Below are 21,483 nucleotides of genomic sequence, written 5' to 3'. Positions count from 1 at the left end.
ATTCTCTCGCATGGACGCAATTGACCGCAAGATACTTGCTATTCTTCAACGCGAAGGACGCATTTCTGCTACCGACTTAGCGGAGCGCGTCGGTTTAAGCCTTTCGCCTTGCCATCGTCGATTGAGAGCGCTGGAAGAAGCCGGAGTGATAACGGATTACAGAGCCTCCGTAGAGCCATCGAAGCTGGGCCTTGGGTTTGCGGCTATTGTTTATGCGACTCTTCGCGAGGGGAGCAGAGAAAACGTGTTGGCGTTCGAGAAGGCGCTGCTCGGGGTGCCCGAGATAGTCCAAGCCCAGCGACTCTTCGGTGAGCCTGATTACATGCTTCACGTCGTCAGCAAGGACCTAGCTACATTCCAAAGACTGTACGACGACAGCCTTCTCGCCCTGCCACACGTCATGCGCCTCAATTCGACGTTGGTGATGAAAAGTGTAATCCCGAGCCGACCATTCCCGATCTGATCTCAGGTGGGAGGAAAACACCGCTTACGCTTCTCCGCGTTGCCGGCGAGATCACTCCTGCATCGCTTTGCTGTTATCAGGTCCTTGCGGTTGACTCGAGAGGACTTTGCTGCCTGCGGTCGAGTTCGACTTGATGATGATTGAGCGATCCTTGCTGGCCGCTTAGCAAGGATCAGTAGGTACCTTTCGGCGAGCGGCCGTGCGACAGAGCATGTTGTCCTGATTTGCTGGGAGTGCGTCGAGCCGAGTCCAGATGAGTGGTGCAGGTCCATCTTTCAAATCGATCGTCGGCAGAATCCATTGTTCGCTACTACACGCCGCTCGCCGCGAGACATCTCACCGGGCGATCATGGCGGCGAAGGTACGGTGATTTACGGCGCTCAAACGCCTCAGCCGGCGAGCCACCCATCACCAGCACTCGGTGAGCGCAAGTACCTCGCCCATGAGGCACTCTGGTTCGAGGATAGTCACTTCCGAGCCGTTCTGCTCGCTTTGATTCCTCCGCAGGCCGCTCGTTGATGTGCACTCGCGTTCTACGCGGTCTAAAGTGCGGTCGAGCGCGTCGATGGCTGACCAGAGCGGCTCATCGAGAGATCATTCTTTGTCGCTTGGCCAGCGATGAGCTCCCTTAACTTTTCGGTCGCGTCAATGGCCGCCTTCATGGCAACACGATGGAAGGAGGACTGGAGCATGACGCGAACACGCAACGGAGCTCCGTAGCACAGGATGGCTAATGGTCGCGGCAGCGTTGCCTCGCGATGAAGGTGCTGGGCGTACGCCGACCGTGTTCGCCTACGAGCGGCGGCCAAAAGGAAGCAAGCTTGCCTGACGTTACCATAGGTCACGACAGGATGGATCGCGACCGATTGCTCGCTTCAGATTGATCAATATACCTGGAGTAAGCCCAGGCTCGCCGGATAGCCAGCCCCGGAAAACCGCGGCCCGCGCTTCGTACTCTGCGGGAGAGTAAAGCCGCCCGAGTCCGCGGCCCCGGCGCGGCTTTAAAGGCAGATCGGCGTGTCCTTGGCCGCACGCGCAGCAAGAAGCGCGAAGCACCCCCCTCAACCTAGTGGAAGTCGGACTTCCTCTCTGGCCTTTCTCACCGCATCGTAGACTCTGATCTGCAGCATGGGACGGCGTCTCTTGAGCTCCACCGCTCCATCCTTGCTCGCGTACTCGGTTTTGAATTGACCATCCACTTCGAGCACATAACCGGAAGCTGGGAGTACACGAGAGGGTGCGACCATTCTGTTCCTTTCGAGCGAAAAGTTTGACCGCAGGTCCCGCCTGAGCCGCGCCGGCAGGATATTGTGCGAATTGATGACGTGGCGCGAGCACATCTAACCATCAAGAATTGAGCGCGCTATCAAGACATCCACTACCGCTTTCGCTGAATGCTCTAGGTTCTGCTCCATGGTCCTGAGATGAATATCCGGTGTTTCTGGTGCCTCGTAGCAGGCGTCGATTCCGGTGAAGTTCTTGATGTTGCCTGATTTCGCCATTGAGTACAGCCCTTTCGGGTCTCGCCGCGCGCATTCCTCGATCGGCGTATCGACAAAGACTTCTATGAACTCTTCGTCGCCAACAAGGATGCGCACCCTGTCCCGTTCGGCTCTCGTGGGCGAGATGAACGAGCAGATCACAATCAAGCCGCTGTCCGCCATCAACTTGGCAACTTCACCGACACGCCGAATGTTCTCCACGCGGTCCGCCTCCGAGAAGCCCAGATCGGCGCTTAATCCGTGTCGGAGGTTGTCGCCATCCAGCAGCATTGTATGCCGCGACATCGCAAACAGCTTTTGATCAACGAGGTTCGCAATCGCCGACTTTCCCGCGCCAGACAGGCCGGTGAACCAAATGACGCAAGGCTTCTGATTCTTGAGCGCGGCACGTTCCCTCCTATCCACGGATAGGGCTTGCCTAGCAATATTGGCGGTCTGCCGTAGCGGAACGGCAATCATGCCGGCCCCCGCCGTACGATTGGTGTAACGATCGATGACGATGAATGATCCGGTCTTCCGATTGACGTCATAAGCATCGAATACTGCGGGCATTGTGGTCGCAACATTACAGAAGGCGATCTCGTTCAACGAAACCATCCCGGCGGCCAGATGCGCACAAGTGTTGACGTCGATCCGATGCCGAATTTCGGTAATGCTGCCGGAAATCGTCTGCGATCCGATCCGCAGGATGTAATTGCGTCCGGGAGCGAGCGGCTCCTCGTCCATCCAAATCACATAAGCAGCGAATTGGTCGGCGACCTTCGGTTGATCGTCCGGTCGGGACAGAATGTCGCCGCGGCCGATATCAATTTCGTCTTCCAGTGTAATGGTCACCGCATCCCCGGCTTCGGCGCCGACAAGGTCGCCACCGTGGGTCACGATCCGCTTGATGCGCGTGGTCCGTCCCGACGTGGCGACAATGATCTCATCCCCCGCCGAGATCCTCCCCGAAACCACCGTCCCGGCATAGCCCCGAAAATCCGGATTTGGCCGGTTCACCCCATTGTACCGGAAAGCGGAAAGCCTGGCTTGCGGTGCCGGACTGGATGTCAATGCTCTCCAAATATTCAAGCAGGCAGGGACCACGATACCAGTTGGCACGCGCGGAGCGGTCTACGACGTTGTCGCCGTATCGCGCCGAGATCGGGATCGGAACGATCGAGGTGAAGCCGAGACCGGCGGCGAAGGCCATATAGTCGCACGCGATCCGATCGAAGCACTCCTTGTCGTATGCGACAAGATCGATCTTGTTCACTGCCAGCACGATATGACGAATACCGAGCAGCGCACAGATAAAGGAGTGGCGGCGCGTCTGAACCATCACGCCTTTGCGGGCATCGATCAGGATAATGGCGAGCTGGGCTTGCGAGGCGCCGGTAGCCATATTGCGGGTATACTGCTCATGGCCGGGAGTATCGGCCACCATGAAGGAGCGCCGCGGCGTAGTGAAGAAGCGGTAGGCAACATCGATCGTAATGCCCTGCTCCCGTTCGGCCTCGAGGCCGTCCACAAGCAGCGCGAAGTCGATGTTATCCCCGGTGCTACCGTACTTGATGCTGTCGCGTTCCAGCGCCGTGATCTGATCGTGGTAGATCATCTTGCTGTCGTGCAGTAATCGGCCGATCAGCGTCGATTTACCGTCGTCCACCGAGCCACATGTGATGAATCGTAGCTGATCCTTCGTCCGGGCCGGAACCGGTTCCGTTGTCGGCTCTGTAAACATCAAAAGTAGCCTTCCCGCTTCTTCTTCTCCATTGAAGCGGCTTCATCGGTGTCAATTAGGCGCCCCTGGCGCTCCGACACGGTCGCGGTCTGCATTTCTGCGACGATACCTTCGATCGTCGTCGCATCGGATTCGATAGCCCCGCTCAAGGGATAACATCCAAGGGTGCGAAAGCGGATCATCCGCATTTCCGGCGTCTCGTCGCAGTTAAGCGGCAATCGCTCGTCGTCAACCATGATCATCGCACCATTTCGATGAACTATCGGTCTTCGTTTTGCGAAGTAGAGCGGAACGACCGGAATTTTCTCGATCATGATGTATTCCCACACCTCGAGCTCGGTCCAGTTTGACATCGCAAACACGCGCATGGTTTCGCCCTGGCGAATCCGTGTATTGAACAGGCTCCAGAGCTCCGGCCGTTGGTTACGGGGGTCCCATACATGTCCAGCCGAACGGAAGGAGAGTATCCGTTCTTTCGCGCGACTCCTTTCCTCATCGCGCCGGGCTCCGCCAAAGGCGGCATCAAATCCGTGGAGGTCGAGCGCCTGTTTCAGCGCGTCCGTTTTCATCACCTGGGTATGTAGCGCGGAGCCGGAATCGATCGGATTGATCCCACGCGCGCTGCCGTCCTTGTTGACATGGACAATCAGGTCGAGGCCGAGCCGCCTGGCTGTCGCGTCTCGGAAGCTGATCATCTCGCGGAACTTCCAGGTCGTATCGACGTGAAGCAGGGGGAAAGGTATTTTTGCCGGATAGAACGCCTTGATCGCAAGGTGTAGCAAAACGCTTGAATCTTTTCCGATGGAGTAAAGCATGACGGGCCTTTTGAACTCGGCGACCACATCACGCATGATTTCTATCGATTCAGCTTCGAGACGGTGCAGATGTTTTGGCAGCATATATCTTGTTTTCGGTGCAGGATCTCTGTTCTTCGCCGCTCTATGGCTCCAGCCCAGAGCGGGGAATATCCGCGGCAGAAATGGCCGGCCAAGGCGCACGGCTCGTCAATGAGGCCAAGACCCGTTCGACAGCACACTTCGGACGCGGCAGCATATCGCATTCTGCCGCTCGTACGGCCGGCGTGCGGCACACCTGATCGGAGATCAGCGTGCCGGTTAAGTTGGCTAAATCAACCAGCGTGGCTTGATCACAAGCATTCAGAGTCCTTAGGAGCTCCCGAGGATCTGCTCAAGCCGCGCGACCTCGCCTCGCAACATCTCGATAGCTACGTCCCGGTTCTCCGAAATGTTCCAAGTAGTGTGGGCCGACTCTCCAGCGTGAGATAAGCCGGACAGTCCTCCCGCCTTGGCACTTCGCAAATCCCACCAGATTCGGAATATCCGACGATAGAGTTCGGTTACTTCCCGTCCCCTGTCCAGAACTCCGGCTTTCTGGGCATGCAGCAGTTCCTGCTCATATCCGAGTTCCACCAAAAGCTCGGCACCGACCAGATCGGTCACGGTTTGCATCTCTTCGACGCTCAATTGAGATTGCCATGATTTGACAGAGCTTTCGTCGATGGTGTTTCGTTCCAGGATTTTTCGGTCTCCAAAGCTGCTGGACTGAAGATAATCTACTCGTCCCATGCTCGCCGATGCGACGCCTCCTGGATCACAGCCGAGCGCTGTCAGTAGACGCTGGATTTCCTCGTCCGGGTGCGCCACGAGCAGTTCGTATTGCACCAAATGAGTCTGCGGGCGAATACGTTGCGCGGCGAGCCTAGGAAGACCAAAACCAAATCGGCCAGTGAAGATATTATGCCATCGGGCAGTCGAAGCATGAGGTCAGCGAGACTGGATACGCTCACCGGCTGCGCGCTTTCTGCCCGCAGTGGGATGCCCCACGTCGATTTCAGTGAAGCGGCGATGGCGTAGGGATTGCGCATCAGAAGGATGTGTGGCGATTCCGGATAGACGGATTCAACAAATTCAAGTGCCGTCCAATAGCGTGGTGTCTTATCTATGATGATGCGCTTACCCGCTTTTGCCAGATACTGATCGTATGCTGCATCTGCAAAAGCGCGGCTAACGATCGTGCGATCTATCCGTCCCAGGAATTCGGAGGTGGCGGCCTCAATTAGAGAGCTGCCGGCCGGATGACGCCGATCCAGCTTGCCAATTGCTTCAAGCGCCAGCATTAACCAGGGTTCGGGCGGAGCCACAATGTCTGGATGGAGCTGCAGCAAATGTGCCAGGAGTGTGGTCCCGGATCGTGGAAGACCAAGGAGAAAGCACACCTCAGGTGAACGACCAAAACGTCCGCTCATCATTCAGACACTCGTGCTTGGCAAGCGCCATCTGTCGGCGCTAGCTCGATTGGGCGAAACAAAGCCGGCCGCCGGATCACATGGGGGCAACCGCTTGCGTACAAGGAGTCGAAAGGACAAGAATTTTGTCTGCCACTCATGACTTGAGACCCGTTCAGTCCGATCGGGCGGGATCACAGAACGATAACTGCAATCGCTTCCCCGATTGCTCGACCGATAAAACAGAATCAAGCAACAGCTCAATTGCACGAAGATTGACTGCAAATATGGCAAGGTTGAAAAGAACTATACGGACGTTTGCCAAAGACCGCGCGCGGCACATCATGCGCTGGGGCATTGAAGAGGTAACTGCGACATGCACGTTGCTGAGGCTCGGCATACACAAACAATTTAGGCATATGAGCGGAGTGCTGCAAAGAAGCAGACTATAACGCGGACATCACACATGGCAGGATGCAGCAATCTTCTCAGCGCGGTAGCGATCCAGACGCTACTTCCAGTGAGCACCGCCGTTGGTCGGCCAACACACTGGATCGGCCGTTCATGTGGGAGATCCTTGATTGGGCCATCACCAAGGTAATGTCTTCACTGCCGATTGGTCACAACCGTTGAGACCACGTCTAAGATAGTCCGTCAATAATGAGAGGATGCTGGAGCTCCCACCGCGACAGTGAACCAGGATCCAAACACTCTCTCAGCGCGGATCCGTAAAGCTAATTTCCGACAAAATTTCTATGGGTACTGAGGGCGGCCCAGCGAGCCGCCCTATCGCGCCAGTACCAGCGCTGCTCAAAACTACCGTTGGTGTCCGAGCCCGATTCCAAGATGCAAGGCCTTCTGGCGGAGCGCACCGACGCTGCGTTTGGTCATCTTTGCTATTTTTATGACCGGGGTTCGGGCCTTCGAATGGACTTTGAGCTCCTTGATATCTGCCCTCGTCCATTCGCGCCGCTTAACGCGTTTCTTGGTTGCTTTCTTCACGATGAATGCTCCTTTTGAGAGGAGCGGCTTGTAGCATAGTTTTCACGGCACGACGACCGCAAAAAACAGACAATATGATAGAAGTGGCGCCAGCGTATAACTTGGTCATGCCTTCCAAACGCGAGACGTCTGGGCTAGTACAGCTGTGGAACTGTAAACTTCATATACACCTCGCGCTCTGAGAACGTTCCAATCAACGCCCTTCTATTCGCAGCTAAGCAACTGACACTCTCTGGAATGAGTAAGCCAACCCCGAGATCAGTTTAGCCGACCGTCGTCTCGACCACGCTGATGTGCATGAAGAGGCCAGATTCTCCATCCCTCAGGTTAAATCAAGCCAATATCCCTAGCCGCGTTGAACAACTTCGCAATACCCATTACAACGCCACTGTTTCCAAATGTGAACTTCGAGGTGTAGTTGAGTACATCACCATCAGCAAGGGGGTGATCGGCTGACCGTCACGCCGGCAGCGGTTTACGTGGGCTCAATCGCTTGCCGTGGGGCGCTTTCTGCCCGCGTTCGTTCCCACCTGCGAAGTCAAAGGGGCGGTTGCTCAGCTTTAGGCTGTTGCGCGATTTGTCGCCCAACCTACGCCTGCATAGCACACCGATCTAAGTGTTCGAGCGTCTCAAAATATTCCCTTCCCTCCTCGGTGAGGATCCAGCACCCGGCCTCCCGCATCAGCTTTGGCCGAAAATGCCGAGTTGGGGCGCGCGGCTGCGGTGCGCTTCATACGAGCTGGCCACTCCGGGCCGCTGCTATACAGATAGCCAATGCTGCTTAACGACTTCGATGCTTGCCCGACCGTGCGGCTGGCCGGCAGCATCTTGAGGTAGACAGCTGAAAACTCACGCACACGCCCTTGACCCAAGGAAAAGCCCGACAACGCCTATTTTGCGGTAAGCTCCAGAGGCGCGCCCCGCCTTCAAAAGAAAGCTTCCTCCTTAAGCCCAATGCGCGACACCCGCCTGCTGTCGCCGCGGTAAGCACCGCTTTCGACGGCATCGGCCACATCCTGCCCGAAGTTTCCGAAGAACGGTTCAGCATTAGATAGCTGCGTTGACTAGGAGTGTGACGAGGTCTCAAGTGTCGCCTTGGACCGGTACGAGATCAAACGACGTCGGTGGTAACCACGCTGTTGTACATCTTGACGAATGACGTCGCTCACGGAACGAACCGCCCGCTTCTTTCTCTTCCAATTGCCGTCCAATCCCGCGGGGATCCCAAAGCCTGTCGGAATGACCAAAAGATCGTGTCTTTGGTTCAAATAGATATCGAACATGTGGTGTCTTTTGTCGCACGAGCGTAGACCGGCCGTTCATCGGTTTGGTGACATCGAAGCAACAGTCTCCCTTAAAGTCACTGGACGATCAAATGACATTCGAAAGCTCCCGTCCTGATACGTCAAGACCGTCACGGGCACGATGGTGGCGCAAGATGTGAGCGTGTTCACGTCCCAACTTAGGGTCCGCTGACAGGCGCACTCGCCGATCGTCGGCCTGAAACGTGGCGAGAGTACATCTAATTGACTCAGCTACTTTGCGGCTTTGCGGAACCTACGCTACAGTTTTTTGGTTCTGGCAACTAGTTGATGCAGCATAACCTTGACCAGTCCTAGCGAGCACACCCTCGCCAGCTATCAGGCTTCCCAAGCAATGGCTTTACGAGGCGCCGCCTCGGGAAGCAGACGATTACGTTTATCGCCGGTATAGTTGAAGAAATCCTCCGTCCCGTCTTCGCGGACCGTGTCGAGAGTAAAGCAAATAAAGATCCACCTATGGCGGTGCCGAGCCGGTATGACCGGAAAGCGACTGTGTTCAAGGATCCGGGCCAGTTCGGGGCAGGCGTCGTTGACTAAAACGACGTCAGGAGGGACCGAAAGGACGTTGATATCTATGGAAAGACTGGACAACGGCAGATCGTCATCGTCGTAAGCTGGGAACCATTTTTGAGTGGTTCGGGCGCGACTATCACTTGCGCATTGCTTCCGGCAAATAATCAGCCACCTTTTCAAGACCGCACGAGCAAAGGGTCATCGGTCGATGCACCTTCACGTTAAGCTCCCGCAACGGGTTCACAATTCCTTCGACGTCCTCATTCAGTTCGTCGAGATAGCGGTCCTGGATTCGGTGGCGGACCCGTGCGCCAGCTTGCGTACCTGCTGCCGCCGACGAGAGAACGCGGACAATACCACTCCCAGCGAAGCTTAAGATTGATATAAGAGAATAGATCGCAAGAGAGTTCGCGATCGTGAGCCGCATGATTGGTGGCCGTACCCACCACGACTTCCTTCACTCTCGACCCCTCGTCGTACGAATTTAAGGTCACGCTTACCGGTATTGGCCGTGCCTTCAGGATTCCACAGACCGACTGCCGATCTGTGCCGATTGTGTAAGTGGAGCGTCTGCCATAGTAAGGCTACCGCACGGAATGGCAGCGGCCGGAAGTAAGCTTGATCCGGAGCGCCGCCGCCAAGGCTCGAAGGCGGACGCCGGCCATTGTAGAAGGCGAGGTATCGTCCGCCCGAGACGCGGGCGTCGGACACAGTCTCATAGGCATGCTCGACGAATTCGTTGTCGCGCCGGGCAAGCAAGGGGGATGCCATGACTGGCGAGCACGCTGGTGAACGTCGCGCCCGTGAACTACGAGCCTTGGTCGGTGAAGATGTCCCGCTTCCGTGGAAATCTCAGGAAGGGCGAAACCCTTGCTTGCTCATGAGAAGCTCGTCCTTGGGGATCCTCGAAAGGCTGATTGGATGGATTAGCTAATGCAGGTGAGGTTCGAAGCTCCAACACATCGGCGAAGATTGTCCAATCGCGGACACTCTTTTGCTTGCAAAAATCAGTCTCCGCCTGCTGAGCAGCAGCACTCAGGGAGGCGGCATCGACCTTGAATGCTGCCTGGCACGCACGATGCTCGCCGCCAGTATCGTCACAAACGGTCTTAATAAACCGAACATTAAATGAAGGCATGCCCCTCTCTTCCCGTGGTTCGCTTATCTACTATTCTGCCATTCGCACCGAGAGTACTTGATCTGCCTCAAGCAGCACCCCAAGAGGTCTGTCCGCTCGTCCGAAGATAGATCCAGATGTAACAGCGCGGCGCGAGCCGCTTATTGTCGCGAAGAACAGGGATGGCCTGTCTGTCCTACCTGCCTTATCGCACGACGCTTTGAGCCGAGGGGCAGCGCCTCTCAGGAGCCTCATGCCGACGACCGGGAAAATCAAGTGTTTGATCGAGGATTGTCTCGCAGAGACGATCGAGGGCAACATGCACTAGCATTGCAGGCGCGCGCGTGCAGATTTTCCATATGCGGCGGCGAGGCACTATACGCGCAGGCGATCGTGCAGCAATCAGGCAAGGAACCCCGATCTTGCATCCGACAGTCCACCAGCCGCCGCCACAGCAAAGCCGATCATAAGGCTTGTCGCAGCCCACGTTTCCACGAGCCCAGGTCCGGACTTCAGTGCCAAACCCTAAGGGTGGGATCAGCCCCGGCAAGGCTACCGACAATGAAAGGCGAACAATCGTTTGACCATCCGCGTGCACGGAGCAATGAGGAAAAATGCTGCCGTAGCCCTTGGAGCGTGAGTTGCGCCTCAAATCAACACGCTGGCGTCTTGCAGAGAGTGCGAGGCCCTGGCGGACTCCCGAGTTCGGACATGTCGACTGCCAACGCGGGCGTCTGTGGCACGTAGCTGCCGCTCGAGCTCAACCACTCCGGATGGACTGGCCTTTTGACCCGCATCAATGCTGCGGCGGCTCCGTCCTGATAGCAGTCATCTTCTAGTAAGGTCATACGCATGGCGGAAAGAACGACTTGAGCCCATGATGCTTTCATGTCCGGGTACCAGCGATCACTTTTTAGGACTCCTTCCGGACGCAGCCGAGCCGCGGGTCGATGACCTGCACATGATAAGTTGCGCCGCTTGCGATGGCGTCTACTTTATCGACCTGCGGACAGGCCCGATTATGGGCTCCGAGCGAAGCTACGTTCATTCTAATGGTGTCAACCGAATCCGGCGTCTTCGCGCGCTCGCTGGAGCGCGTGGTACGCGCGCGAGAGCGCGGCTGAGGTCGCCCGCACACCCACGCCATGACGCTGCAGAACACGGAGATGTGTCACCAACAAGAGATGTGACATGACGGAAAGCCGGACCATCTACCCCGCCGCGGGCCGGATTGCTGGAGCTGCAGACCGGTTTAGTTCGTGCAGAACAGTTACAAATACCAACAGCCGAGGTCTTGAGCTGACCCAGATCGATTCGACTGAAGCTCAGGCCTTGTTTCCCGGCGGAAATCTAAATATTTCGGTTCGCGAGCGGACCGTGTTCCGTACCAACGATGCGACGGCCGATAGCCCTCTGCCGCGGCTCACGCCATCGATACCGCGCGCCGTCCGGTCTAATCGGGCAGAGCCTGTTCGCGCGGAAACCAAGCGATGTTCGCAATGTTCACAAGGTTGTCTAAATTTGTCAGCTCGCAGCGATGAACTTCGTCCAGGATCTAATGGCGATTCGATCTGGGAGCGGCTCGAAATCATGCCGCCCTTCGATCAGGATCTGGAGATTGCCGTGATCGAGGGCAATTCAATTCACCGGGTGGTCTTTCCTTGTCGCCGGGTGTTCGGCGGATGGATCAACGCGAATACCGGAGAGCACGTCGCCGTGCAGCCGACGCATTGGCGTATCTGGCTCGGATAGCGGCGGCCATCCTGCACAATAGATTGGCGTGAGTTGAGGCAGGAACTGGGTTCGGCGTCCTCTCGTCGGAAACTATCTAGAGTTTCCTGAATGAGAGCGCCTGACGGGAAACATGTCCGAGCGGACCGATTGTGGTGGGGGCTTGCGGTGACCGTCCGGCATCACTCCTCGCATTGCTGTCGCAACCGTTCCCAATGTACTCGCGAGCGACACACCCCTGTGTAGATTTTGACTCTCATACCAAACGATCGCTTACCACGTCATAGTTGGCCACGATAAATGTGTCGATATGAGTCCATATTTTCGGCGAATGTTCTCGCCTTGATAAACCGTCGGCTATTCTCTCCCGGCCAAGTAGCGCGACGCGTCAGCGTCGTTCCACCGGGTGCACGTCCTTCGGACCACCAACTGGGGCCAGGCATTTTGGTTGGCCCCAAGGCTTGCTCGAGATTGTGGAGAGCGCAAATGACCACAAGCGATTTCGCTTGGTCGAGAACAGACCCGAGCGCGGGATCAATGGTTTTGCGGATCGGATGCTGCACGCAGTTCGCGGGCGGCAGCGACCATGTTGGTTAGCGCAGGCCGAACCTCCTCCCAGTTGCGCGTTTTTAGGCCGCAGTCCGGATTGACCCAGAGCTGCGCTTCCTGCAAACGCGTCCGAGCCAGCACCATCAGCTCCTGCATTTCGCCCACCTCGGGAACGCGTGGAGAGTGGATGTCGTACACGCCCGGTCCGATTTGATTTGGATATTCGTACTTGCTGAATGCGTCCAGTAGCTCCATTTTCGATCGCGACGTTTCGATCGAAATGACATCCGCATCCATTGCAGCGATCGCACCGATGATGTCGTTAAACTCTGAGTAGCACATATGTGTATGAATTTGCGTTTGATCGGCAACGCCCGATGAGCAAATGCGGAAGCAATCTCCGGCCCAATCGAGATATGCCTTCCACTCCGATCGGCGCAAGGGCAATCCTTCGCGGAGTGCCGCTTCGTCGATCTGGATCATGGCCGCACCGGCATTCTCGAGATCGCGGACTTCGTCGCGGATCGCGAGCGCAAGCTGACGGCAGACCTCGCTTCTAGGAATATCATCGCGAACAAACGACCAGTTCAGGATCGTCACCGGTCCGGTCAACATGGCCTTCATTGGCTTGCTAGTTAGTGATTGCGCATAGCGCCACCAGTCCACAGTGATCGGCTTCGACCGCACTACATCGCCAAACAGGATCGGGGGCCTGACGCAGCGCGAACCATAAGACTGTACCCATCCCTTCCTGGTAAATAGGAAGCCGCCGAGTTGCTCGCCAAAGTACTGCACCATGTCATTGCGCTCAAATTCTCCGTGCACGAGGACGTCAAGACCAATGTCCTCCTGCCAATGTACGGCGCGGGCTATCTCCTCCTTGATGAACCTGTCGTATTGTTCGTCGCTCATCGCGCCTAGCGCATGCGCCGCACGAGCATTTCGAACCTCTCTGGTCTGCGGAAACGATCCGATTGTCGTGGTGGGAAACGCTGGTAGTCCAAAGCGTGCCCTTTGGATCTCGGAACGACGGGCAAATGGGCTTGCGCGCCTGCGCATCGTCTGGTCGATCGCCCTCATCCGGGTAGCGACATTGGCATCATGGATCTTCGGCGAAGTCCGGCGGGCAGTCGCAGCGCATTCCGAATCGGCAAGAGCGAGCCCAACATTTTGGTCGCCAGCGAGTGCTCGCGCCAGGATCGCAAGCTCACGCATCTTCTGAACAGAGAAAGCAAGCCAGCTCTTGACGTCGGACGTGAGCCCGGTCTCGAGTTCAACATCGACCGGCACGTGAAGCAGCGAGCAGGATGGAGCGAGCTGTACACGGTGCTTGCCGAGCTTCGCAATCGCGGGCTCCAGCCGCTGACGAAGGGACGACAAGTTCGACCGCCATACATTCCGGCCGTCGATGACCCCGAGCGACATGACGAGATCACTTCGGCCGACAGCGACGATCTTATCCAACAACTCTGGCGCTCGAACCAGATCAAAGTGCAGACCGGAAACCGGGAGGCTCAATGCGGTATCCAGATTGTCGCCTAGCTCGCCGAAATAGCTGGCAACCATGATCTTGATAGCCGGTCCCTCCTTTGCGAACCGGTTATAGGCATGTAGCAATGATTTTCGCACCGCTTCGTCCAGATCAAGGACCAGGCAGGGCTCGTCAAACTGAACCCAACTTGCCCCTCGTTCGGCCAATTCATGCAGAACGTCGATATAGACCGGTATCAAATCATCCAGTAGGGAGAGGGGCTGGAACGCGCTATCGGCACTCTTACCGAGATTTAGGAATGTGACGGGCCCGATCAGGACAGGGCGGGTTTGAAAGCCTAGAGCCTTTGCTTCCACATACTCTTCAATGGGTTTGCGAGAGCAAAGTCTGAACCCCTGTCCCTTGTAAAACTCGGGAACCATGTAGTGGTAGTTGGTATCAAACCACTTAGTCATTTCCTGCGCGGGTGCGCCAGACCCCCGCGGGCCCAGACCGCAACTCGCATCCTGATCGTCGCATTGTGATCCGCGAGCCATGGCGAAGTACGTCTTGAGGGAAACGGATTCTCCTTTCGAGGCGTAGATCTCCGGGATAGCGCCAACCATGACACTTGTATCGAGCACCTGATCATACAGCGAGAAGTCATTCGACGGAATGACCGTGACGCCGAGAGACTTCTGACGAGCCCAGTTCGCTGCGCGCAGGCCGGATGCGTCCTCGAGCAACTGCTGTTCGCTGATCTTTCCGGCCCAGTAGCTTTCAAGAGCGAATTTGAGCTCACGCCTTGGACCGATGCGTGGCGTACCGAGCGTAGCAACCGGAAGAGAGAGAAGAGACATAGTGTTAACCCCTGTTGGGGACAGAGGCCATGGCGGACGCAGGCAGAGGAAGTCGCGCGCGCGACGGCTGCTTGGCGCACCACCGAGACACCCCGCCCGTGGACCAATCTATCGTCGGGGCAGGTCTCCTGGCTCGCTGGCTCATCGCTGCTGTCCGGCCTTCCCAAAGCCGTGCGGGCTTCAGTGACATCGTTGGACAGTAGCTCGCCGCTCACAGTTGCGGGGGCAGCGCCGGCATTTGGACCGGCTTCCCTCTTAGCTCCGGATCAAGTGGGATTCGGAGAACCTCGACGAGCTTGGATTATCGGCAGGAGGACTCTTCCGTCAACCTCTCAGATTATGTGCCACGCTATCTGCGACATCTACTAGGCGAATGACCGTCCATCTCTATGATTCTCTAAACAGAGCTGTCGCAATCAGAGATGTCCTTGTCAGATGTCGGAGTGCGACTCGGAGCTGCCTTGAGGCGACGCCGCCCGCCCCATCAATGAAGGGACAAAACCAGCCCGCGTAGCGGCGATTACCGCCGTTTCGAGCAGAATGCATTCGATGCGGCTTCCGATTTCCAGCGGTTCGCCCAGCACATCCGCTGGCCAGCTATTTTCTCGACTAGAGGATCCCCATTGAACACGTCAAGGCAGGAGGCGCAATCTAGCAACATACGCGGCGAGCAGGTTGATTTTCGTGCCAGCCAGACCTTCTCGGCTTCGTATCGCCAGCCATCATGTAGGCCGAACGCCGACGGCAACTTTAGCGAACCACCCGGTTCAATGACGGCAAACACACCGTCGAATCTCATCAGGCACTTGGCATCGAGGCGCTCACCTCTTCCGCAAACTATCTGTGCGGGACAAGGATGCACAAACTACGCCGATACACTGAATGGAAACATCGAAACGTGCGCAGGTCGGAAAGTCGACAATAGGGACATAAAACCCGTGCAAATCTCCGCCTGCTGCCTGGCACGAAGAATGCAAGCCCCTCGACATGCCCAGTCTCTTCTGCTGGGGATGTCCAGCTCAGCCAATTGACGCTGTCGCTGGCTATGGAAGTTAGCGGCGCGTGACATAGAGGGGAGCGCCTGCCCGCGCGGGACAGCCGCGGGTGCCCCGTCGCGTCTCCGTAAACTTCTTGCGCTCGCTCATAGCAGGTTCAAGGTTGCCCGCCTTGAAAGATGTACGGATGAAACGTGATAGGCCGAGGGTTATGAAGAGAATGTCGGGAAGACCCGCGCTATGGCTTCGCATGGGCGGACTTCTAATCTGCCTAGCCTGGCCGGCTGCCATGAGTAACACTATTCGCGCCAGCGACAACCCACTTGTCGAAAGACTCAAGTCAACGTGGCGAGCGCAAGATGGTGAGACGATAGAACAAATCATCTCCAATGTCTCGAAGGTGGCACAGTTCGTCCCTCAGATGTGGGGGGTCGCTGAACTTGGCGAAAACGACCATGTTTTCGTTTCGTGGACCAGGCACCGAGACAACAAATCAGACGAGCAGTACGCTATCACCTGGAAAGTCGCGCTCGACGGTACGATTGAGCTTGCGTCAACCTATGCGAAGCCGATGGAATTGGGCTGGCGTGCCCTAGCGCTCTCGCTGATCGCCAAAGAAGTCGCAGATGGTGAAAGGGACGCAAATCTTAGCTTTCTGCATGATCCAAGTAACTTCAACTTTGTGACTACGCCGCAAGGCCGGCTCGGCGATCTTCTGCGGCAGGGCCGATGCACTATCATTGAACCTGTTGGGGTCGACTACTTACCCAAGCAGAATGACAAGCCGAACGAGAAAGGCGATCTATGGCGCATTCTGCTCTTGGTGAATTGCGATATCCAAGGACCACGTTATTTTACACACAACGGGGTCATCACCTTCGAGAAGAGCGAAGGCCAAGATTGGGAGCCACAATCCTCTTTTGCCAAGCGCATCGCGAAATTTCCTCCGGGCTCCTGGTTCCAACGGACCGAGCCAAAGGAAGAGGAAGACTAGGAGAGCGAAGGCCTTAGCAGACGGTCGCGCAGGGCAACATCGCACCGCAGCTGCCGTACGGTCGAACGCCTCGTACCAACTGCAAGACATACGCGCTCTGCAGTTGCGTTGTTTACGGCTCCGCAACAGTCCCGCTGCCTTTCTCGCAGCAGTTCGGCCCGCCGTAAGGAAGGTCGAGCAGCACAATTGCGTTCTTCCACCACGTGTCGAGCTTAGCGGCGCGTACTAGTTTGTGAGATGTGGTTTGCCGCCTGCACTCCACCCAGTGAGAGCACGCCAAGTTGCTGGGGGGGAACCAGCTCTCATGCATTCTTCAGTAGAGAGCTTGTAGATGCCTCCGGCCCAAGCCGACTCGGCGTGCGCGCCGCGCATCGTGTGACTGCGGCATACGCAGGAGCGTGAGCCAAGCGACTTTGACCCGGCACTAGGGACCTATGCTGAGACGAAACGGGCGAGGAAGTTAAACTGGTAGCAACCCCGGCATACCCGCTGAGCGCTTGCCCATTTCCGAGTGCGCAGGGCGGGAAGCTCCGGAGCTGTACGCAAGAACGTTGAGCGCCGAACTGATTCGGCCCTAGATTTCCTCGCATTCATTCGTCTGCACGTCATAGACCCGGATTTCAAGCATCGGAAACCGCTTCTTTAATTCTGCTCGACCTGCCGTGGCACCGTCTTTGGTCGCGAATTCGGCTCTGAGTTGGCCATCTACTTCAAGCGCGTAAGATGAGAGCGGTACTTCCCGAACGACTGCGACCATCTCATTCCCATTATGTAGTGAGGTGCTAAGGAACGATGTGTAGCTTGAGTCGGCTAAACCGCACCAGAGCTATTCGCCCCGAGTGCGCGATGGGCAAACACGTATTGTGGACTGAAACCTCACACTGAATTGCATCAGGATGGCACTCGCGATTGTCCGAACACGTCGGCAGCTTGCCCACGCCCGGTGCATCCACGGCAAAGCCCGCGGCTCGATATCGCAGCCTTTCCAATTCCTGGAGAAAACGGGCGCTGATGCCAGCGTTCCTGGGTAAGCCACTTGAGATCGCGGGGAACCGTCACTACCAAAGAGCGGCGGCCCGTAGCGCCGCCTGAGCCATAAACAGTTCAATTCTTGTACACACGTCTGGGCAGTAGCACCAACGACGATGGTGCCGCGCGGAGGAGCCAAATGCCATAATGCGATTGGTATCAACGATCATCTCGTCTGGCGTAACAAGGAACGGATTTGCGCGGTTTGCTCGAACAAGAACGCTTCATTTACGCGGCGAGCGTTGAGGCTGAACTCCATCGCGTCTTTGTCTAACCCGGTCAGAGCGAGCCAGACCAGATCCTTTTTGAACATCTTTTTCGTGACAAGACTTTGGGGCGAATTTCCTCGCCCTCGTCGGAACTGTCCGGTTTGCCGATGGAAGTCATCACCAACCATGGCAAGGTCGCTCCTCAACGCCTGACTCAGCCGCAAGCGCCGACGCTTCATAGTCGCTCACTTTTTGCAAGGAGGAGCACAGCATTCCGAGGATCGGGTTTGTCCAGCATCGCGAGTTCGGCGCCACGCGGAGGATCTCCTCCTTAGGTTCAACGGTACAGTACGCTTCCGGTGAGAGAGCCGCCGATGCTCGAAGGACACCGCCGCACGCACGGGAAGAAAGCTCTTGATCCTTACGCAGCGTCAGGTCGTAGGTTCGGTCTCACGCCAAGCTATCATAAAGCACACATCGAAGCCGGCGGAATCTACATCTGTGGTCGAGCAATCGAATGTATCGGCACCGTATCGTGCGTGAACATGGATCAGTAGCGAAAGGTTATTGTCGGGATGAAGCACCGCGGAATTATGTTCGCATTGATCGCTCTCATCACATCTCCGGTTTTCGCCGCGACACTCAGCGGTGCTCCGCGCATCCTCGACGGCAATACAATCCAGATCGAGAAAACGACCGTTCGTCTCTCAGGCATCGAAGCTCCTGAGACGGATCAGATTTGCCTCGACGCACAGGGCCGGAAATGGGCCTGCGGCGTAGCTGTTCGCGACGAGCTCATCAAGCATTCGAATGGGCGAACGTGGGATTGTCATACCGAAAGAGTCGATGAGTATCGGCGAGCCCTCGGCAGCTGCTTCATCGAAGGCGAGGATATAAACGCCTGGATGGTACGCTCGGGCTTGGCGCTATCGGCTGGTGCATCTCACCATACCTACCTTGTTTATGAGTTGGCGGCCAGCACAGCCCATGCGGGGCTGTGGTCCGGCGCGTTCATCGCGCCCTGGGACTGGCCTCGCCGCAATAGGGGTACGATTATCGTGGGCGCGACGTCGGTTCCGGTCGACGCTCAGGAAGTCCTGCTTGGATCCGTCCTGCTATCGGAACCGCCGTCCCCCAAGTGCCTGATAAAAGGCACTGTCGAGCGCAGAGGCGAGCGCATTTATTACCTGCCAGGGCAACCCGGTTACGAACAAATCGGCATGACGAAGAAGCGCGGCGAACGCTGGCTCTGCAGCGAAGCGGAAGCCGAAGCCACCGGGTGGCGTAAGGCCGTGCCATGAGGCGACACATGCAAGCAGCCCATTCTCAAGACATGTCCCATTTAAACAAGCACGCGCGTTCGCGCCGGTCACTGTTGCTCTTTGCTGCTTCGACAGCTTTCCTGCGGTTCGGCAGTAAGATTGTCGACGCGAAGGAAGCAAAAGGCCCGCCCAAGCCAAACAACCTGCTCTCGCCAGATGCTGCCCTGAGTCGGCTGCTGAAGGGGAACGATCGTTATGTCCAGGGCGCATCACGAGTCGACGATTTCAGGCGCGAGCGGCCGGTCTTGGTTGAGGGACAAAATCCATATGCAGCGGTTCTGAGCTGCGCCGACTCCCGCGTGGTCCCCGAACTTGTCTTCAACAGCGGACTAGGTGATCTGTTTGTCTGCCGGGTCGCCGGCAACTTCGCTAACGATGATACGCTCGCCAGTATGGAATACGCGGTTGCCATACTCAACACGCCGCTGATCCTCGTACTTGGCCACGATCATTGCGGTGCGATAGACGCCACGATCAAGTCGCTCCATGAAGATAAGCGGCCGCCGGGGCACATTTCATCCCTGGTCACTGCACTTTCTCCTGCAGTGAAAGCATCTGGCGACCAAGCCGGCGACGCGTTCGCCCAAGCAACCCGACAAAATGTGATCAATAACGTCAGCAAATTCAAATCGACGGGTCCGATTCTGAACGCCGCAGTCGAGCAGAACCGACTGAAGGTCGTCGGGGGCCTGTATCGGATCGACACCGGCAAGGTCGATATTGTGAGCTGATGCCAGCACCTTCACACTCCCGGCAAATCGTCTGCTGCCTGATACAGCGCTTCTGTTCCGCGCCGTTTTGTTGGTCCATCGTCTACAACAAATACGACGGATGCTATCCGCTCCACAATTGTCATCGCTTCAGGAACCCTTAGATATGCGCGGCCTCTTAATTCTTCTCGTGTTATACGCACTCATGTTGGCAACGCGCGGCCAGCATCAAGAAACACACATAGCGCGTCCGGCAGCATTCATGCCTCCTGGTTGAACCGCCAACCCAATGGAGGTGTTCAGGCAGCAGATCGCATCGCGAAGCATTGCAGGCTCTGAACTCCAGAGCACGCGACGATCCCGAGAGCTTCTCAGCTCCGAGCGGGCAAGGCATCCACGGTCCTGCTTTTATAACCGAGCTCAGCCAGGGCCGAGGATCACATAGTACAACCAGCAAGACTGCACGGCCTGGGGCTGTAAAGCAACATGCTACCCGCATCAGTACCGGACAGCCCTCCTGCATCAGCCATTTGGGAGACCGCGACCATCGGAAAGCCAGCCGCGCATCAATCGTTCGTTAGATCGTCTCGTTCGCCGTCCTCCATGACGAGCTCGACACGAAAAGAAACCGGCGAGACTTAGCGAATGTTTCGAGTTCTATCTGCACAGCTGACTTCGGTGCGCCAGCAGCCATGTTTCAACTGCGCGCACCGACGGAAATCATCTGGCAACCGCGCTTCCGGAATCAGGCTCTTCAACCACGGAGTCGCTTATGGGAACAGAGCACTAGCTTCAGAACGTGCCGTGCCTGGTCTGTCGCAACGCTCGTGATGCGCGCATAGTTGTCGCAGGAATTTGGCAAGCTCGGCCAAGATCGGAAGAATTGGTAGACCGCCGAAGAAAGAGCCGCCGGCGGCCGCAAGAGGGTCGGCCAGTCAGGAATGTGCACGAACTTCTCGCGTTCGGTACGACAGAACGCGGACAGGCTCCTCTGTTGCTGGCAAGCCCGGAAAGCCCCCGAAACCTGTTCGAAACGCTTCGTCTTCGCTTGCATGAGCGGGGCACTCTTGCAGTCACCTCGAACCACAGTTAATCGTGCAATTACAGCGTCTGGAGCCGCCGTGCGTTTCTTGAACACCTGCGGTCTGGAGGTCAGCTTCTAAGCAAGCGCTCACCAGCAGTCGCACGAGCAGCAAATTTGGGCTGTTGGTGGCGTCAGGAGACCGGAGCGGGACTTAAGCTTAAGGAGGAACGTTGAACCCGGTCGTTGGCGGTCGAGGTCCGCCTCTGTGGTTTTCTTTGCGGCTTGTTGAGTTAATGACATCTTGTGCCTGAAAGAAAACACGGAGACACGAGCATCGTGCTGGCATGGCACGGCCGAGTGATCTCGCGCGATTCAGACAAAGTCGGCAGCCATGCTTGATGGCACGTCAATTGCTGGGAAGGCGGGCAAGAGGCCGCAGGCTTGGGCGCTCTACCAAGCACAACTCAAGAATTTCAAACTTGGTTCGATCCGGCCTGTCCCAAGTGTGACCACACGTTCATGTGGAGAAGACATGCACCGCAGCCCCCGATCGACCGCCGGAGAGTCAGTGCGGCAAAGGCGAATCGATGCCGCCGCAGCGTACCGGCTGCTTTGCCGGCCAGCCTCAATGCCAGCGACAACAGCTACATCTCGTTCAGGCCTCCGGCCGCTTAACTTGGGAAGCTACCCCATGCAATCTCA

Annotated in this window: 13 protein-coding genes, 2 pseudogenes and 1 riboswitch; of the genes and pseudogenes, 5 read left to right on the top strand and 10 right to left on the bottom strand. The window is 56.9% G+C overall.

Annotation, left to right across the window (positions count from 1 at the left end):
* The first annotated feature begins 10 nt into the window (after positions 1-10).
* Entirely contained in the window at positions 11-463 is a 453-nt protein-coding gene (locus ABIA45_RS37645; RefSeq protein ID WP_036016017.1) for an Lrp/AsnC family transcriptional regulator, read from the top strand.
* Positions 464-1,803: 1,340 nt separating this feature from the next.
* Here ABIA45_RS37645 and cysN read toward each other — a convergent pair.
* The 8 genes and pseudogenes from cysN to ABIA45_RS37605 all read right to left on the bottom strand — a co-directional run.
* A pseudogene (cysN, locus tag ABIA45_RS37640) lies at positions 1,804-3,688 on the bottom strand (sulfate adenylyltransferase subunit CysN).
* The gene (cysD, locus tag ABIA45_RS37635) at positions 3,688-4,644 is read right to left on the bottom strand and encodes a sulfate adenylyltransferase subunit CysD (RefSeq protein WP_085969306.1); all 957 of its coding nucleotides are present in this window, start codon (positions 4,642-4,644) and stop codon (positions 3,688-3,690) included. Before cysD ends, cysN begins: the two are co-directional and overlap by 1 nt.
* 210 nt (positions 4,645-4,854) lie before the next feature.
* Positions 4,855-5,370 carry a NoeE-like protein gene (locus ABIA45_RS37630; protein ID WP_404655417.1) on the bottom strand — a complete coding sequence of 172 codons (516 nt, stop codon included), beginning with the start codon at positions 5,368-5,370 and terminating at the stop codon, positions 4,855-4,857.
* Complete coding sequence (locus ABIA45_RS37625; protein ID WP_338076647.1) at positions 5,316-5,957, bottom strand: sulfotransferase; 642 nt, start codon at positions 5,955-5,957, stop codon at positions 5,316-5,318. Before ABIA45_RS37625 ends, ABIA45_RS37630 begins: the two co-directional genes overlap by 55 nt.
* Positions 5,958-6,749: 792 nt before the next feature.
* Positions 6,750-6,935, bottom strand: a complete 186-nt coding sequence (locus tag ABIA45_RS37620) for a hypothetical protein (RefSeq protein WP_074448398.1) — start codon at positions 6,933-6,935, stop codon at positions 6,750-6,752.
* Between the two features lie 1,640 nt (positions 6,936-8,575).
* Complete coding sequence (locus tag ABIA45_RS37615; RefSeq protein ID WP_202801511.1) at positions 8,576-8,848, bottom strand: hypothetical protein; 273 nt, start codon at positions 8,846-8,848, stop codon at positions 8,576-8,578.
* A 58-nt stretch (positions 8,849-8,906) separates the two neighbouring features.
* Positions 8,907-9,197 carry a hypothetical protein gene (locus tag ABIA45_RS37610; protein ID WP_202801512.1) on the bottom strand — a complete coding sequence of 97 codons (291 nt, stop codon included), beginning with the start codon at positions 9,195-9,197 and terminating at the stop codon, positions 8,907-8,909.
* A gap of 155 nt (positions 9,198-9,352) precedes the next feature.
* Positions 9,353-9,611: pseudogene (locus ABIA45_RS37605) on the bottom strand (IS3 family transposase); the annotation flags it as partial.
* Positions 9,612-11,078: 1,467 nt separating this feature from the next.
* Between ABIA45_RS37605 and ABIA45_RS37600 the strand changes: the two are divergent.
* The gene (locus tag ABIA45_RS37600; protein WP_162131197.1) at positions 11,079-11,639 is read left to right on the top strand and encodes a hypothetical protein; all 561 of its coding nucleotides are present in this window, start codon (positions 11,079-11,081) and stop codon (positions 11,637-11,639) included.
* Between the two features lie 513 nt (positions 11,640-12,152).
* Here the strand turns inward: ABIA45_RS37600 and metE are convergent.
* On the bottom strand, positions 12,153-14,498 hold the full coding sequence (gene metE, locus ABIA45_RS37595; protein WP_036016021.1) for a 5-methyltetrahydropteroyltriglutamate--homocysteine S-methyltransferase: 2,346 nt from the start codon (positions 14,496-14,498) through the stop codon (positions 12,153-12,155).
* 100 nt (positions 14,499-14,598) lie between these two features.
* Positions 14,599-14,803: riboswitch (cobalamin riboswitch) on the bottom strand.
* A gap of 979 nt (positions 14,804-15,782) precedes the next feature.
* Between metE and ABIA45_RS37590 the strand changes: the two genes are divergently transcribed.
* Positions 15,783-16,487, top strand: a complete 705-nt coding sequence (locus tag ABIA45_RS37590; protein WP_225137372.1) for a nodulate formation efficiency C protein — start codon at positions 15,783-15,785, stop codon at positions 16,485-16,487.
* A gap of 1,195 nt (positions 16,488-17,682) precedes the next feature.
* On the opposite strand, the gene ABIA45_RS37585 is transcribed toward ABIA45_RS37590, so the two are convergent.
* A complete protein-coding gene (locus ABIA45_RS37585; RefSeq protein ID WP_157784129.1) occupies positions 17,683-17,913 on the bottom strand; it encodes a hypothetical protein in 231 nt (76 codons plus the stop codon).
* Positions 17,914-18,300: 387 nt separating this feature from the next.
* Between ABIA45_RS37585 and ABIA45_RS37580 the strand changes: the two genes are divergently transcribed.
* Both ABIA45_RS37580 and ABIA45_RS37575 read left to right on the top strand, forming a co-directional pair.
* A complete protein-coding gene (locus ABIA45_RS37580) occupies positions 18,301-19,026 on the top strand; it encodes a thermonuclease family protein (RefSeq protein WP_036016026.1) in 726 nt (241 codons plus the stop codon).
* Between the two features lie 8 nt (positions 19,027-19,034).
* Positions 19,035-19,778: a carbonic anhydrase gene (locus ABIA45_RS37575; RefSeq protein ID WP_240538290.1), complete on the top strand. Its 744-nt coding sequence runs from the start codon at positions 19,035-19,037 to the stop codon at positions 19,776-19,778.
* The last annotated feature ends 1,705 nt before the right edge of the window (positions 19,779-21,483 follow it).

This window comes from Bradyrhizobium sp. USDA 336 (assembly GCF_044908355.1).
GTDB lineage: Bacteria > Pseudomonadota > Alphaproteobacteria > Rhizobiales > Xanthobacteraceae > Bradyrhizobium > Bradyrhizobium yuanmingense.
The sequence above is the reverse complement of the archived record's forward strand: the minus strand, read 5'-3'. Positions and strand labels throughout refer to the sequence as shown.

Coding starts and splice junctions, on each gene's coding strand:
- ABIA45_RS37645 (WP_036016017.1), top strand. CDS start 11: ATGGACGCAATTGACCGCAAGATACTTGCTATTCTTCAACGCGAAGGA.
- ABIA45_RS37625 (WP_338076647.1), bottom strand. CDS start 5,957: ATGATGAGCGGACGTTTTGGTCGTTCACCTGAGGTGTGCTTTCTCCTT.
- ABIA45_RS37610 (WP_202801512.1), bottom strand. CDS start 9,197: ATGCGGCTCACGATCGCGAACTCTCTTGCGATCTATTCTCTTATATCA.
- ABIA45_RS37600 (WP_162131197.1), top strand. CDS start 11,079: ATGACGGAAAGCCGGACCATCTACCCCGCCGCGGGCCGGATTGCTGGA.
- metE (WP_036016021.1), bottom strand. CDS start 14,498: ATGTCTCTTCTCTCTCTTCCGGTTGCTACGCTCGGTACGCCACGCATC.
- ABIA45_RS37590 (WP_225137372.1), top strand. CDS start 15,783: ATGAGTAACACTATTCGCGCCAGCGACAACCCACTTGTCGAAAGACTC.
- ABIA45_RS37585 (WP_157784129.1), bottom strand. CDS start 17,913: ATGGTTGGTGATGACTTCCATCGGCAAACCGGACAGTTCCGACGAGGG.
- ABIA45_RS37580 (WP_036016026.1), top strand. CDS start 18,301: ATGAAGCACCGCGGAATTATGTTCGCATTGATCGCTCTCATCACATCT.
- ABIA45_RS37575 (WP_240538290.1), top strand. CDS start 19,035: ATGCAAGCAGCCCATTCTCAAGACATGTCCCATTTAAACAAGCACGCG.